This is a genomic window from Rhodobacter capsulatus (genome assembly GCF_003254295.1).
GTDB classification, from domain to species: Bacteria; Pseudomonadota; Alphaproteobacteria; order Rhodobacterales; family Rhodobacteraceae; genus Rhodobacter; species Rhodobacter capsulatus.
Map to the genome: position 1 here is coordinate 1 of NZ_QKZO01000019.1, position 13382 is coordinate 13382.

The 13382-nt window shown below is 66.9% G+C and carries 17 protein-coding genes; 13 read left to right on the forward strand and 4 right to left on the reverse strand.

Annotated elements, in window-relative coordinates:
- Together LY44_RS17355 and LY44_RS18390 are read right to left on the reverse strand one after the other, a co-directional pair.
- Positions 1–488, reverse strand: a 488-nt coding sequence (locus LY44_RS17355) for a hypothetical protein (RefSeq protein WP_146707280.1), incomplete at its 3' end; no start/stop codon positions are given.
- Complete coding sequence (locus tag LY44_RS18390) at positions 448–867, reverse strand: Z1 domain-containing protein (RefSeq protein WP_055213010.1); 420 nt, start codon at positions 865–867, stop codon at positions 448–450. The genes LY44_RS18390 and LY44_RS17355, both read right to left, overlap by 41 nt.
- Before the next feature lie 51 nt (positions 868–918).
- Here LY44_RS18390 and LY44_RS18395 point away from each other — a divergent pair, with 51 nt between their 5' ends.
- Genes LY44_RS18395 through LY44_RS18595 form a run of 4 tightly spaced genes read left to right on the forward strand, consistent with a single transcriptional unit; the run spans position 919 to position 2397 of the window.
- Complete coding sequence (locus LY44_RS18395) at positions 919–1257, forward strand: chromosomal replication initiator protein DnaA (protein ID WP_055213011.1); 339 nt, start codon at positions 919–921, stop codon at positions 1255–1257.
- Complete coding sequence (locus LY44_RS17370; protein WP_055213013.1) at positions 1254–1841, forward strand: helix-turn-helix domain-containing protein; 588 nt, start codon at positions 1254–1256, stop codon at positions 1839–1841. Before LY44_RS18395 ends, LY44_RS17370 begins: the two co-directional genes overlap by 4 nt.
- Positions 1838–2245, forward strand: a complete 408-nt coding sequence (locus LY44_RS17375) for a hypothetical protein (protein WP_055213014.1) — start codon at positions 1838–1840, stop codon at positions 2243–2245. The genes LY44_RS17370 and LY44_RS17375 overlap by 4 nt, the downstream gene beginning before the upstream one ends.
- Positions 2242–2397 carry a hypothetical protein gene (locus LY44_RS18595; protein WP_394325849.1) on the forward strand — a complete coding sequence of 52 codons (156 nt, stop codon included), beginning with the start codon at positions 2242–2244 and terminating at the stop codon, positions 2395–2397. The genes LY44_RS17375 and LY44_RS18595 overlap by 4 nt, the downstream gene beginning before the upstream one ends.
- 44 nt (positions 2398–2441) lie before the next feature.
- On the opposite strand, the gene LY44_RS17760 is transcribed toward LY44_RS18595, so the two are convergent.
- The gene (locus tag LY44_RS17760) at positions 2442–2753 is read right to left on the reverse strand and encodes a hypothetical protein (protein ID WP_146707281.1); all 312 of its coding nucleotides are present in this window, start codon (positions 2751–2753) and stop codon (positions 2442–2444) included.
- 147 nt (positions 2754–2900) lie between these two features.
- Positions 2901–3884, reverse strand: a complete 984-nt coding sequence (locus LY44_RS17380; protein ID WP_055213016.1) for a helix-turn-helix transcriptional regulator — start codon at positions 3882–3884, stop codon at positions 2901–2903.
- A gap of 115 nt (positions 3885–3999) precedes the next feature.
- On the opposite strand from LY44_RS17380, the gene LY44_RS17385 reads away from it, so the two are divergent.
- The 9 genes from LY44_RS17385 (at position 4000) to cas2e (ending at position 13264) form a co-directional block, all read left to right on the forward strand.
- Positions 4000–4623 carry a WYL domain-containing protein gene (locus LY44_RS17385; RefSeq protein ID WP_055213018.1) on the forward strand — a complete coding sequence of 208 codons (624 nt, stop codon included), beginning with the start codon at positions 4000–4002 and terminating at the stop codon, positions 4621–4623.
- A 54-nt stretch (positions 4624–4677) separates the two neighbouring features.
- Positions 4678–7182 carry a CRISPR-associated helicase/endonuclease Cas3 gene (locus LY44_RS17390; RefSeq protein WP_055213020.1) on the forward strand — a complete coding sequence of 835 codons (2505 nt, stop codon included), beginning with the start codon at positions 4678–4680 and terminating at the stop codon, positions 7180–7182.
- Positions 7183–7612: 430 nt separating this feature from the next.
- Positions 7613–9082 (forward strand): type I-E CRISPR-associated protein Cse1/CasA, encoded by a 1470-nt coding sequence (gene casA / locus LY44_RS17395; RefSeq protein WP_081024403.1) that lies wholly within the window; start codon positions 7613–7615, stop codon positions 9080–9082.
- Positions 9079–9573: a type I-E CRISPR-associated protein Cse2/CasB gene (gene casB / locus LY44_RS17400; protein WP_055213024.1), complete on the forward strand. Its 495-nt coding sequence runs from the start codon at positions 9079–9081 to the stop codon at positions 9571–9573. Before casA ends, casB begins: the two co-directional genes overlap by 4 nt.
- On the forward strand, positions 9570–10655 hold the full coding sequence (gene cas7e, locus LY44_RS17405; RefSeq protein WP_055213026.1) for a type I-E CRISPR-associated protein Cas7/Cse4/CasC: 1086 nt from the start codon (positions 9570–9572) through the stop codon (positions 10653–10655). The genes casB and cas7e overlap by 4 nt, the downstream gene beginning before the upstream one ends.
- On the forward strand, positions 10655–11338 hold the full coding sequence (gene cas5e / locus LY44_RS17410) for a type I-E CRISPR-associated protein Cas5/CasD (RefSeq protein WP_055213028.1): 684 nt from the start codon (positions 10655–10657) through the stop codon (positions 11336–11338). Before cas7e ends, cas5e begins: the two co-directional genes overlap by 1 nt.
- Positions 11335–12006 (forward strand): type I-E CRISPR-associated protein Cas6/Cse3/CasE, encoded by a 672-nt coding sequence (gene cas6e, locus LY44_RS17415; protein ID WP_055213030.1) that lies wholly within the window; start codon positions 11335–11337, stop codon positions 12004–12006. Before cas5e ends, cas6e begins: the two co-directional genes overlap by 4 nt.
- Positions 12003–12986: a type I-E CRISPR-associated endonuclease Cas1e gene (gene cas1e / locus LY44_RS17420; RefSeq protein ID WP_055213031.1), complete on the forward strand. Its 984-nt coding sequence runs from the start codon at positions 12003–12005 to the stop codon at positions 12984–12986. Before cas6e ends, cas1e begins: the two co-directional genes overlap by 4 nt.
- Positions 12983–13264: a type I-E CRISPR-associated endoribonuclease Cas2e gene (cas2e, locus tag LY44_RS17425; RefSeq protein ID WP_055213032.1), complete on the forward strand. Its 282-nt coding sequence runs from the start codon at positions 12983–12985 to the stop codon at positions 13262–13264. The genes cas1e and cas2e overlap by 4 nt, the downstream gene beginning before the upstream one ends.
- Positions 13265–13382: the final 118 nt, after the last annotated feature.

Genomic DNA, 13382 nt, shown 5'->3' on the forward strand with positions numbered 1-13382 from the left:
GCCGCATCCGACAGCTTGCGCACCCCCGCGCAGATCGTGGCCTCGTCCGACCCCCAGGCGATCGCGGCCGCCGCCATCCACTGGTTGAGCCCGTTATGGGCCAGACAGCCGCGGCCCTGCGCATCGAGCTGATAGATCGGGCGATTGGCCGCCGTCGCCTGCACGAAGCCGATCTGCCCGCCCGCGGTGAATTTCGACAGCCCCACCGGCTGCCCCGCCGCGGTGACCGGGATCGTCCCGGCCGCATCCTGAAACAGCGTCACGCCGGGGATCATCGGCTCGACCCAGCCGATTTCACCCGAGGCGAACAGGAGGGCCGGGTCCCACGGGGTATAGGTGTCCGCGGCATAGATCAGAGATGCGACGCGATAGGACACCCCGGGCGTGGCCGCCACGACCTGCGGCAGGGCCTCGGCGGGGGTAACGATGGCATTCGTGAGGACACCTTCAGCGTCGCTGGACGGATGGATCAAATAGTAGCTGCCCATAGATCAGCCCCCCGTGATGGTGAGGTCCCATCGCCTGCAGCAGCATTTCGCCCGCCGCGTAGTTCGCGTCCATGTCCTGACGGCGCGGCTGGAAGACGATCGTCTGCAGCAGGTCACCAGAGAAAGTCAGGTGCATCGGCCGCGCGTTCCGCATCTTCGAGCGTGAGGTGACCGTCAGCACCGAATGCGATCTCACCCGCAACCCGAACTGTTTCGGCGTTGCCCCGGCTGCGACCATGTTGTCGAATTCCTGGCGCAGTTCTTCTGCCGCATCAGCAATATGTCCGAACCACTCGATCATCTCGTGCGTCGTGTAGAGACGGCAGACGTCGAGATAACCGTCATCCGGGCTGCCCGAAAACCACGATGCCTTCCACAAGGGTTGCGTTCTGGTCGAAGAAATTCGAAGCGAACGTGCGGCGGGACCAGCGTGCTGATCCTGATCGGCGAAGAGGTCCTGCCCCAGCGGCTGCGCCGTTGGGAGCGTGTCCACAACAGGATCGGCGCCTGGCCCGCGGCGCAACCCGCCGATCTGCGCGAGACCAGGGTGCTGGCTCAACTGAAGCAGCCGCAGCTGACGCTGCCGGATGACGTGCTGCAAGTCGTGCTCGAAAAGTCCGCCGCGAACTTTCGGCGCGTCGTGGCCAACCTCAACCATGTCAATCTGTATTCGCTGACCTCTGGCCGGTCCGAAATCACCATGGCTGACGTCCCGAAGATCGAATTCTTCTTGGGCGAAGCGCCGACTCCGCGGAGGGGCATGGCATGACGCGCGCGTCGTTCACGGGGCGGCGCCCGGCCGATCAGGTCTGTGCCGGTCGTCAGGAAATGTGGCTGGCGATGAAAGCCAACCCGAAGGAGATCACGACAAAGGCCATCGTCGCGGCAACCGGGCTCGGAAAATCGTCGGTGCTGCGGTATCTGAAAGCGTTGACCACTGCCGGTTACCTGGAGGCCCGGGAAACCGAAAATGGGCAACAGGGGTGTTGGGAGCTGATCCTTGACACTGGCTATCACGCTCCGCGGCTGCGCCCGGATGGCAGTAAGGTCACCCACGGCGAGAACTACGAGCAGCTGTGGCGCGGCATGTACATGCTCAAGACGTTCAGCGCGCGCGATCTGATCCAGCATGCCAGCGTCGAGATCCCCGAGTCGACCGCGCGCGACTACTGCAAGCGGCTGTTGGCGGCGGGCTATCTGCAGGTCAAGACCAAGGCGGATCCGCACCGCGCATTGCTGGCCACCTATCGACTGATCCGCCACCGCGGCCCCAAAGCGCCGCAGATCCAGCGCGTGCAACAGGTCTACGACCCGAATTCGCGCGAGGTCTTTGCGCTTGGGGGTGGCAAATGAGCGGCCCGGTAGAGACGGCCCGCGAGCATTGGGGCGCGGATATGCCGGATTGGGTGTCCCTGCTGGCTGCACAATGCGCGGAATCGAGCCAGAACAAAGTGGCGAAGCGGCTGAACCGCTCGGCCGCTTTGGTGTCGGCCGTACTGCGAAACCGCTACGAGGGCGACATGGGCGCCGTCGAGGAGGTCGTGCGCGGCGTCTTCGAGCTGGCCACGGTCAGCTGCCCGGCGCAGGGCGAGCTGCAGACGAACATCTGCCGCGACTTTCAGCTGGCGGCGCGGAAATACTCTGACATCAACAGCGAGATGATCCGGATGTATCGCGCCTGCAACAGCTGCCCGCGGTATCGCGCCGAGGGCACCCTTATACACGCATCGAGTTCATTCAGCGTGATTTGGGGGTGACGCGACAGACCGCAGCGCGCTATCTCGATGCTCTTTCTGCACCGGAAGATGGTTTTCTCAAAAAGCTCCCCTCAGGGAAGCGCAACTACTACGTCAACACCGATCTCGTCCGGCTGTTTCTCATGGCATCTGGGGAAGACGGCAGGGTGTAGTCGCTCGCTCCCTCAGGCACCGATGAACGCCGCCCAGTCGACCATCATCTGTTTGCGCTTAGCAAGCATGTCGCCGCGACGATATCGCGCACACCGATCCAGGCTTGCAGGATCGGCGCAGCGATCAGATCGGGCGCGGTCGGCTCCGCCTCGGCCAGAGCACAGGCGACACGCTGCGCCTCGCGTAGCGCCCGATTTGTGAGGCCCTGGTGAAATTGATACCAGTCGTGCGCATAGACGCCGACGGCGGGTGACCCTAATACTATGCAGGATTTTCGTCCTGTCTTCAGCTGTCGATCCGTAATCCACAATAATCGCACATCGCTCGATGCGGGATTTCTTGCGCCCTCGATCATGTCAACGACATGGCCTGTGCAGACCCGAAATTTCCCCGACACTCGCCTGGCGTCTCTTGTCCGCACGGATTTTACCGTCGCGATCCCGGTGCCGGTGCCGGTGCCGGTGCAGGGTATTTCGGCGGTTAACCGCCGTTTCACCCCTCCTCAGGGCATCGAGCCGAAATCGGCGCGCCGGTGGCCCTCGACCAGTGCGCGCAGGCCTTCTGGTTCCAGCACCTCGACCGTATCGCCCCACTGGTAGAGATGCCAGGCCATCTCCAGCCAGCCCGCCGCCTCGAAGCGCACGATAAGGCTGCCGTCGTCCTGCCATTCCAGCCGCTGCGAGGGGTGGAAACGAAAGCCCGCCGCGCGCTCGGCGGCGCGGGAGGCAAAGCGCCAGACCACCGAGCCGAACTGTGCCGGATCCTGCCAGACCCCAAAGGATTGCGCGGCGAAGCGTTCCATCGAAAACGCCGGATCCATGGCGAAGCTTTCGTCGAGCACCTCGGCCGACAGGATCTGATCCAGCCGGAAGGTGCGGATCAGATCGCCCTTGGCCGGATCGCGGGCCACGAGATAAGTGCGATGGCCAAGCAGCACCCCATGGGGTTCCAGCACGCGTTCGGGCGCATCTTCGGATTTGTAGCGTACCCGCAGCTGGAAGGGGCCACGCAGCGCCTCGGTGATGGTGTCCAAGATCTCGGGCCGGATCGAGACGCGGGGGCCGGGGCGCGTCACCTCGGCCAAGGCCGACAGCACCGCCTCGGCATCGGCCTCGGTGCGGGCGGCCTCGCGCCGCGACAGCCGCGCCAACAGCCCCTCGCGCAGATCCGAAAGCGCCCGGGCGTGGCGCAACCGCCCCTCGGTCCCGGCCTCGCGCGCGGCGAAATCCAGCGCCTCGATCGCGGTTTCGGGGCGCAGCATCAATGAGACCTCGCGCGGGCGGGTGATGCGCCAGCGCCGCTTGCGCCCGGCGTCGTCGGTGGTGGTGACATTGGCAAATGTCGCCTCCAGCGCATCGGTCATGCGCTGCGCCGTGCGGTGCGACACCGAAAATTCCGCAACGATATCCTCGAGGCTGACGCCCCCGTGCCGTGCCGAAGCCATGTCGGCCAGCCGGATCAACTCCTGCGCCTTGGCAAAGGACATCACGCACCACGACAGCTATTGACACCCCGCAAGGCTAAGACTGTCCTTGCGGTCTGTCGAGGCGATTCCCTTGCAGGTCGTCTGCTGGGGGGCGTTGGGTAGGGAGTGTCCGGTCATGGGGGATCTTGACGGCCGCGCCGCCTCGCTGGTGCTGACGCGGCGGGGGCTTGGGGCAAGGTTTGCGGGCGCAGTTCTGGCGGGGGGTGTCGGGGGCGGGGCGGCCGTGGCGGCGGTTCCCGCGCCCGATCCCGATTTGCGCGACGCGGCGCTTCGCGGGCTGGCGCTGGCGCAGCACCGGGGCGATCCGGTGACGGCGGCGGCGGCGCGGGCGGCACTGGCGCGACTGGCCGAGACCGCCCCCGAAGCGGCGATCCTGACGCGGCTTTATCAGTTGCTCGATGTCCGCCCCGCCGCCTATTGGCAAGAGGCGGCCTCGAACGAACCGCCCGCCAGGACCGAGGATCTGGCGCTGCTGCATGGGGCGATCCGCGCCTGCGCGCCGGTCGCGTTCGGCTACACAGACAGGGGCGGCACCGTGACGGCCCGCCGCGCGCTGCCCTTGGCGCTGGTGCATCCGGCGCAGGGGGTGAAGCTGCTGGCCTGGTGCGAGACCCGCGCCGGGTTCCGGCAATTCTTCGTGCGCGCGATGACCGGGCTAAGCCTGCAGCCGGGGGATTTCACTGCGGATCGCCGCGCGCTGTTGCAAGGGCTGTTGGAAAAGGAAGAGGGTGGGGCGTAGCCTCTGCCGCAGCTGATCCCGGTTGGTCTGTTTTTGAACCTGTGGAGTATTCCGATGACGTTTTACGATTGGCCCGGCAAAAGCCCCGTGGAGGTTGGCTTACCCGCCCATCCGGCTGTCTATCACATGCTGGATGTGGCGGCTGTGGCCGAGCGCCTGATCGTGCCCTTCGCCTTTGCCCCGCCGCTGCGGCAGGCTCTTGTCTTGCTGGTGGCGCTGCATGATCTGGGCAAGATCAGCGACAGCTTTCGCGCGATGCTGGCGGGGGCGTCCGCGCAGGGGCCGCGGCACTGGGAATTGACCGAGGTGCTGTTGCACAAGAACGATACCGATCTTGCCGCGCGGCTGGGGGGCGATGCGGATGTGCGCTGGCAGCTTTACGCCGCCGCGGCTGGCCATCATGGAAGGCCGCCCGATCTTGCCATCGGCGCCCTTCCGAAGCCTGCGCGGGTGCGGGAATTTGGCAAGGCGATGCAGCATGTCGGCTCTGGCGCAGCCCCCGCCGCCGAGGCGATCGAGGCGTTTTGCGACCTCTGGCCCGGGGCTTCGCTGGGGGCGCTTGATCTGGCCGAGGCCACCCGGCTGTCGTGGTGGTTGCCCGGGCTTTGTGCCTGCGCTGACTGGATCGGATCGAACACCCGTTGGTTCACGGCGCAGGCCCCGGGCCTGTCGCTGCCCAATTATCTGACCCAAGCGCGGCAGATTGCGGCGGTCGCGGTGCAGCAGTCGGGGCTTGGCGGCACATTGGCGCAACTCGGCCCGCTGTTTGATTTTGCGCTGCGCCCGATGCAGGCGGCCTGCGCGACGCTCCCCTTGCCCGAAGGCCCGATGCTCGCAGTGATCGAGGACGAGACCGGGGCGGGCAAGACCGAGGCCGCGTTGATCCTGGCGCATCGGATGGCGTTGGCTGGCAAGGGGCGGGGGCTTTACTTCGCGCTGCCCACCATGGCCACGGCGGATGCGATGTTTCGCCGTTCCGCACAGATCGTCGGCAAGATATTCGCCGCCCCCACGCTGACGCTTGCGCATGGGCGGGCGGGGCTCTCGGCGGATTTCCGCGATCTGGTCACCGGGGGTGGGCGGGGCGAGGACGATCCCTCCTGCACCGGCTGGCTGGCCGAAAACCGCCGTCGCGCGCTCTTGGCCGATGTGGGGGTGGGCACCATTGATCAGGCGCTGATGGCGGTGTTGCCGGTCAAGCATCAAACCCTGCGCCATTTCGGGCTTTCGTCGAAAATCCTGATCGTCGACGAGGTCCACGAGATGGGCGAGTCCTATATCGCCAAGGAACTTGAACGGCTGTTGCAGATGCACCGCGCCGCCGGGGGCTCGGCGATCCTGCTCACCGCCACCTTGCCGCTGGCGCTGCGCGAAAAGCTTCTGGCTACTTACGGCGGGTGCAACGACAGCCCCGCCTATCCGGCGCTGACGGTGGTGGGCCGCCCGGCGGTCAGCCACTTCGCCGCCGATCCGCGCCCAGTCAAGGGTCCGGTGGCGGTCACCCGGATCGACAGTTTCGAAGCGGCGGTAGAGCAGTTGGTGACGGCGGCGGGGCAGGGGGCGGCCTGCGTGTTCGTGCGCAACTCGGTCGATGAGGCGATTGCGGCGCGGGAGGCGCTGCTGGCACGGGGCATCCCTGCACGGCTTTTGCACGCGCGCTTTGCGCTTTGCGATCGCAAGCGGATCGAGGCCGAGGTGCTGGCGACGGTCGGCAAGACCGGGCAGGGGCGGGCGGGATTCGTGCTCGTGGGCACGCAGGTGCTGGAATCGTCGCTCGATCTCGATTTCGACGTGATGATTTCCGACATCGCCCCCATCGCCGCGCTGATCCAGCGTGCGGGACGGCTTTGGCGGCATATGGAGGAGCGCCCCGCCCCGGGCCGCCCGGTGGCTGCGCCAGTCCTGCAAGTGCTCTCCCCTGATCCCGCCAGCGTCACCGACGACCGCTGGCTGCAAGGCACCTTGGGGCGGGGGGCCTGGGTCTATGATCTGGCCGATGTCTGGCGCACGGCGCAGGTGCTGTTTGACAAGCCCTGCCGGATCGAGGCGCCGCACGGCCTGCGTGCCCTGATCGAGGCGGTGCATGGGGACGGGGCCGAACCGGTGCCCGAGGTCCTGGCTCGCGCCGAGACCGAGGCTCTGGGCAAGGCCGCCGCGGCCCGCACGCAGGCGGTTCACAACCTTGTCGATCTTTCGCGCGGCTACCGCGACGGCGGTGGCGCCAGCCCCGACACCAGCTACCCGACCCGGTTGGGCGGTCCGACCCGCACCCTTGTTTTGGCGCGGCAGACGGCGGCGGGGCTGATCCCTTGGGCCGAGGGGGCCGATCTGTCCTCCGCTGAGGCTTGGGCGCTCTCGGAGGTCTCGGCCCGCGCCGGACGGCTGGAGGCTTTGCCCTTGCCGGACCAGAGCTTGCCCGAGATCGCCGCAGTCCTGCGCGACTGGCCCGACTGGAAACGCGCCGAGGTCCGGCTGTGTCCGGTGGAGGCAGACGGTACGATCTGCGCGGGCTTGCGTTACGACCGCGATTGCGGTCTGGTGTTTCCATCCCCGGAGTGACCGGGGATGGCCCGTACTCAAACGACGCCGAAAACCTGTTCCCCGCCCTTGCGGGGATTCTGCGGGGATAAATATCTAAGTACTCAATCGAAGCTGAAATCTATTTTATTTTAGCATTCGACTCGCGTAGAAGTGGAAGGGCCTCGGGAATGGTTAACCATCCCGAGGCCCGATCAGTACCCATCCCCCAGCCGTTGGCGCGGCCAAGAGTAGAGAGAGTTAGACTAATGCGGAAAACACCTGTCCATCCCGCTCTTGGATGATCCCAATTTAGCATTGTCCAAGCGCGCGGGCAAGGGAGTCGCCTCCCTTGCCTTTCGCTGCGCCCTCTTCGAGGGTGTCACTTCCTGACACCCGGTGAAATTAATCCTCTTTACGGGTGTCGGCGCGGGGGATTTACTGCCCGCGGTGATTGTGAGCGGAGGTGTGAATGACGCTCAACTTGATTGAAGACCCTTGGATTGCGGTGCGGCTCCGGGATGGCTCCCGTCACACTATCGCGCCTTGGCAGATGGCCGAGCCGGAGGTTGTGGCGCCCGACTGGAGCCGCCCCGATTTCGACATTGCCTGCCTCGAGTTGCTGATCGGACTGGTTTACCTGGCCGATCCGCCCGCCGATGTCAGCGACTGGAAACGCCGCAAGGCCCCCGATCCGGCGCGTCTGCGCGAGAGGCTGGCGGCCTTTGCCCCCGCCTTCAACCTGCTTGGGGATGGCCCGCGGTTCTTGCAGGATTTCGAGCCGATCAAGGGCGAGGAAAGCCCGCCCGACATGCTTTTCATCGACAGCGCCGGGGCGAATACCGCGCGCAACAATGCCGATGTGATGGTGCATCGGGACCGCTATGACACGCTCGATCTGCCCACGGCGGCAATGGCGCTTTATACTTTTCAAGCCTTTGCGCCTTCGGGGGGCGCGGGCAACCGCACCTCGATGCGCGGCGGCGGGCCCTTGGTGACGCTGATCGACCCGCGCGAGGGGCAGGGCAGCCTGTGGGATCTGATCTGGGCGAATGTGCCCTGCGGTCAGCCCGGCCGGGCCGAGGATCTGCCGTGGATGCGCCCCACGCGCCTGTCCGATACCGGCCAGCAGACCTTGCCGCCCGAAGGGGCGCTGTTTGCCCCCGAGGCGTTCTTTGGCCAGCCGCGCCGCTTGCGGCTGGTGGCCGAAGGCGCGCAGGTGACGGGGGTGATCCAGCGGCCCTGGGGCACGAATTACGCGCTCTGGAAGCATCCGCTCAGCCCTTATTACCGGATGAAGCCCGGCACGGAATGGCTGCCCAAGCACCCCCGCGCCGGGCGGTTCGGCTATCGCAACTGGTTGGGTATTGTGGCCGAACAGCCGGGGAACGACCTGTCGGAACTGGCTCGTTGCTTGCGCGACTGGAACGGGCGGCAGGGCGGCGGGTCGGTGATCGTCGCGGGCTGGGCGATGGACAACATGAAGCCGCGCGACTTCATCCTGTCGGTGCAGCCGGTGCTGGATCTTTCGGTCGATGGCTGGACCAGCCTTGCCGGGCTGATCGAGGCGGCCGAGGCGGCGGCGGTTGCCTTGCGCGGGGCGCTCGAGCCCGTGCTGGCGGGCGGCGAAGCCCGCGAGGCGGAACGCGAGACCTTCTTTGCCGAGACCGAGGCCCGGTTTCTGGCGCATCTCGACGCGATCCGGGCGGGCGGCAACCCTGCCGTGGATTGGCTGGCCGATTTGCGGTGTCAGGCGATGGGGCAGTTCGAGAAGCTCGCCTTCGACGGCATCGAAACCCGCGAGACGGACCGGATGCAGCGTCTGTTCGAGGCGTGGAAGTTCCTGGGGATGGCCTTCGCCGGTTACGGCAAGCAGGGCAAGGCGATCTTTGACGCGCTTGGCCTGCCCCTGCCCGAGAAGAAGAAAGGAAAAGCGGCATGAGTGACGAACCCAAAGGGCCGGGCGCCGTGGCGCTGGGCTGGTGGAGCAAGCACATCGCCCCGCGCGAGACGCCCGCCGCCAAGGCGCTCTCGGCCCGGTTGCGCCGCGCCGCGCCTTTGGCGGTGCTGTGCGAACCGGCGGTGCAGGATCTGGCGCGGGGGCTGAACATCGGGCCGGGGCAGGCGGAGCGCCTTGTGCAACTGGCCGTGTTGCTGGCCGAGGTCCGCGAGACCGGCCCCGAGCGGCTGGCGCGGCGCTTGGGCGGGCCGGAACCCGTGCTGTCGGCCCTGCGGTTTCAGCGTCTGATCCGCGCCGAAGGCGACGAGCTGACCGACCTGCTGCGCCGCGCCATTTCCATGGCCGAGCGCAAATGCAACGTCGCGGCCCTGGCCGCCGACATCCTGCACTGGGAGGCCGCCCGGCCGCGCTGGTGTTTTGATTATTTCGGCGCCGATGCGCCCGCAAAAGACCTTGAGGAGCAAACCCGATGACCACCTTCGTGCAATTTCACCTGCTGACCAGCTACGGCCCCTCGAACCCGAACCGCGACGATCAGGGCCGCCCGAAACAGGCGATGGTGGGCGGTGTACCCCGGTTGCGGCTCTCGTCGCAATCGCTCAAGCGCGCGCTGCGCGAAAGCAGCTTCTTTGCGCTGGATCTGGCCGACCACATGGGCAAACGCACCAAGCTTCTGCATGATCTGCTGGTCAGCCATCTGATCGGCAAAGGTCACTCTGACAAGGCCGCGCATGCGGCCGCCGACAAGGTGGCGGCGATCTTCGGCAAGCTCGAAGACAAGAAGGACGGCGGCAAGAAGGGCACCACCTTGGCCTTCATCTCTCCGGCCGAGCGCAAGCTGGCCGAAGACTTGGCCGAAAAGATCGTCGCCGGTGAGCCGCTGCCCGCCGAGAAAGATCTGAAGAAAGAGGTGCTGCGGCGTGCCGATGGCGCCATCGACATCGCCATGTTTGGCCGGATGCTGGCCGATGATCCGGATTTCAACCGCGATGCGGCGGTGCAGGTGGGCCATGCCATCACCACCCACGCCGCCCATGCCGAGGAAGACTGGTATTCCGCGGTCGATGATCTGAACAAGGCCGAGGATACCGGTGCCGGGCATCTGGGCGAAACCGCCTTCGGTTCGGGCATCTATTACCTTTATGTCTGCGTGAACTGCGATCTTCTGATCGAGAACCTTGCCGGCGACCGGGATCTGGCGGTGAAGGGGGTCGAGGCGCTGACGCGGGCCCTGGCGCAGGCCACGCCGCGCGGCAAGCAAAACAGCTTTGCCCATCACCCGATGGCCTTCCACATCCGCGCCGAACGCGGGACCCGGGCGCCGCGCGACCTCTCGGGGGCCTTCTTCACCCCGGTTGACCGCAAGCTCAAGGAATTGGGGGCGAACGACCTGCAATCGGCCTCGGTCAAGGCGCTGGAAAGCACGGCGGCCAGGATCGACGCCTGTTATTTCGCCGGTCAGCCCGAGGACTTCCGCAGCCTCGACACGCTGTCGGGCGAGGGCTCTTTGGAGGAAATCACCCGCTTTGTCACCGATGCGGTGCGGGGGGCGTGATGCAACCCTTTCTCATCTTCGGCCTGTCGGCCAGCCTTGCCGCGATGGGCGAACTGGCGGGGCACGAACGGCGCGGCTCGCTGATCTGGCCCGGCCGTTCGGCCATCCTTGGGCTTTTGGGCGCGGCGCTTGGCATCCGGCGGATGGGCGATTTTACCGCCCTTGATGCGCTGGATGTTTCGGTGGCGATCTTCGACGCGGGGGCGGCGCTGCGCGATTATCACACCATCGAAAGCGTGCCCTCGGCGGCGGCCAAACGCCCCAATTCCCGCCCCGAGGCCCTGCGCGACGCGAAGGGGCGCACCAACACCACGATCACGCTGCGCGACTATCGCGCGGGGGTGTTTTACGGCGTGGCGGTGCAGGGCGCGGGGCTGGAGGCGCTGCAAGCGGCGCTGAGCCACCCGCGCTTCACCCTCTATCTTGGCCGCAAGTCCTGCCCGCTCTCGGCGCCCCCCGGCGCAAGGATCGTGCAGGCGGGATCGCCCGCGCAAGCGCTGGCCCATCTCACCGCGCCGCCGTGGCTGTGTGAACGGGGGAGGCCGGTGGCCCGCACCCTGATCGTCGGGGCCGATCAGGGCGAGGTGATCCACGACCGCGCCCTTGACCGCCGCCTGTGGCACTTCGGCCCCCGCAGCGTCGCCCGCCAGCCGGTCGAGATCGCGCTGGAGGCCACGCCATGAGCCTCTATCTGAGCCGGATCCGCCTCGCCCGCAGCCCCGCCGCACAGGCGCTTGCGCCGCTTCTTATGCCCTCGGGGGCGGGGCATCGCCGCTCGGCCGCGCATAACCTCTTGTGGTCGATCTTTTCCGACGGCCCGGACCGGCGCCGCGATTTCCTGTGGCGCGAGGAAGCCGAGGGGCAGTTCCTGACCCTTTCGGCCCGCCCGCCGGTGCAGACCGACCTGTTCGAGAACCATCGGGTGAAGGACTTCGCCCCCGCGCTTTCCCCAGGGGACCGGCTTGATGTCTCTCTGCGCGCCAATGCCACGCGGATGAAGCGCGGCGGCGCAAGGGTCGATGTGGTGATGGACGCCTTGCGATCCCTGCCCACGGCGGCCCGCGCCGAGGAGCGCATGACCCTTGCGCAGACCGAGGGGGCGGCGTGGCTGGCGCGGCAGGGCGAGAAGGCCGGGTTCCGGCTGCTCCGTGCGACGGTCGAGGATTACACGGTCGAGGTTCTGCCCGGTCATCGCGGCCCGCGCAAGGGCCAGCCGCAATTCGGCATCCTCGATCTGACCGGGCAGATCGAGGTGACCGACCCCGCGGCCTTTCTGGCGCAACTGGCCGAAGGGTTTGGCCGCGCCAAGGCCTTTGGCTGCGGTTTGATGCTGATCCGGCGCGCGGGATGAGCGGGGAAAGTGCAGAAGGGCAGGGGGGCACCGCGCCGCCCCCCTCTGCTCTTCCCGGTCTCGCCCCGCCCAAACCGATCCCGCTCAAGGACCGCGCCTCGCTGGTCTTCGTCGAACACGCGAAGCTTGACGTGCTTGACGGCGCTTTCGTGGCGGTGAATGCGGACGGCACCCGCACGCAGATCCCGGTGGGGGGCTTGGCGGGCATCATGCTGGAACCCGGGGCGCGGATCAGCCATGCCGCCGTGGCCTTGGCGGCGCGCGTTGGCACCCTGATTACTTGGGTGGGCGAGGGCGGCGTGCGGCTTTACTCGGCGGGGCAACCGGGGGGGGCGCGAGCGGATCGGCTGCTCTGGCAGGCCCGGATTGCGCTGGATGATGCGGAGCGGCTGCGTGTCGTGCGCAAGATGTTTGCGATGCGCTTTGCCGAAGAGGCCCCCTCGCGCCGCTCGATCGACCAGCTGCGCGGCATCGAGGGGGTGCGGGTGCGCGAAACCTATGCCTTGCTCGCGCGCCAGCACGGCGTGGACTGGAAACGCCGCAAATACGACCCCGCCGACTGGGAGGCGGGCGACATCCCGAACCGCTGCCTCTCCGCCGCCACCGCCTGCCTGCACGGGCTCTCCGAGGCGGCGGTTCTGGCGGCCGGTTACGCCCCCGCCATCGGTTTCCTGCATTCGGGCAAGCCTTTGTCTTTCGTCTATGACATCGCCGATCTGTTCAAACTTGAAACCGTGGTGCCCGAGGCCTTTCGCATCGCGGGCCAGGCGGCCAAGGGCAAGCTCGAGATGTCGCCCGACCGTGCCGTGCGGCTGGCCTGCCGCGATGCCTTCCGCCGCACCGGGCTTCTGGGCCGGATCATTCCCGCCATCGAGGAGGTCCTGACAGCGGGCGAATTGCCCCGCCCCGAGCCGCCGCCCGAGGCGATGCCGGTGGCCTTCGAGGAAGGTCAGTCGGGCGATGCGGGGCATCGGGGATGATGGTCGTGGTGATCTCGAACGCGCCGCCCCGGCTGCGCGGGCGTCTGGCCGCCTGGCTCGTCGAGGTGCGGGCGGGGGTCTATGTCGGCGATTATTCGGCGAAAACCCGAGAGATGATCTGGGAGCAGGTTCTGGCGGGGCTCGAGGCGGGCGATGCGGTGATGGTCTGGAAAGCCCCCACCGATCAGGGCTATGATTTTCGGACCGCAGGCCGAAATCGCCGGATGCCGGTGGATTTCGACGGGCTGAAGCTGGTGAGTTTCAAGCCGGACAGGTGAGGCCGTTCTGAAGCGGAAACCCGGAGAAAATTCGGTGCGCTCTTTGACATTGTGAAAAACTTGGTAGATCAATGGTCTGCAGCAAGACTGTTCCCCGCCCACGCGGGGATGAACCGCT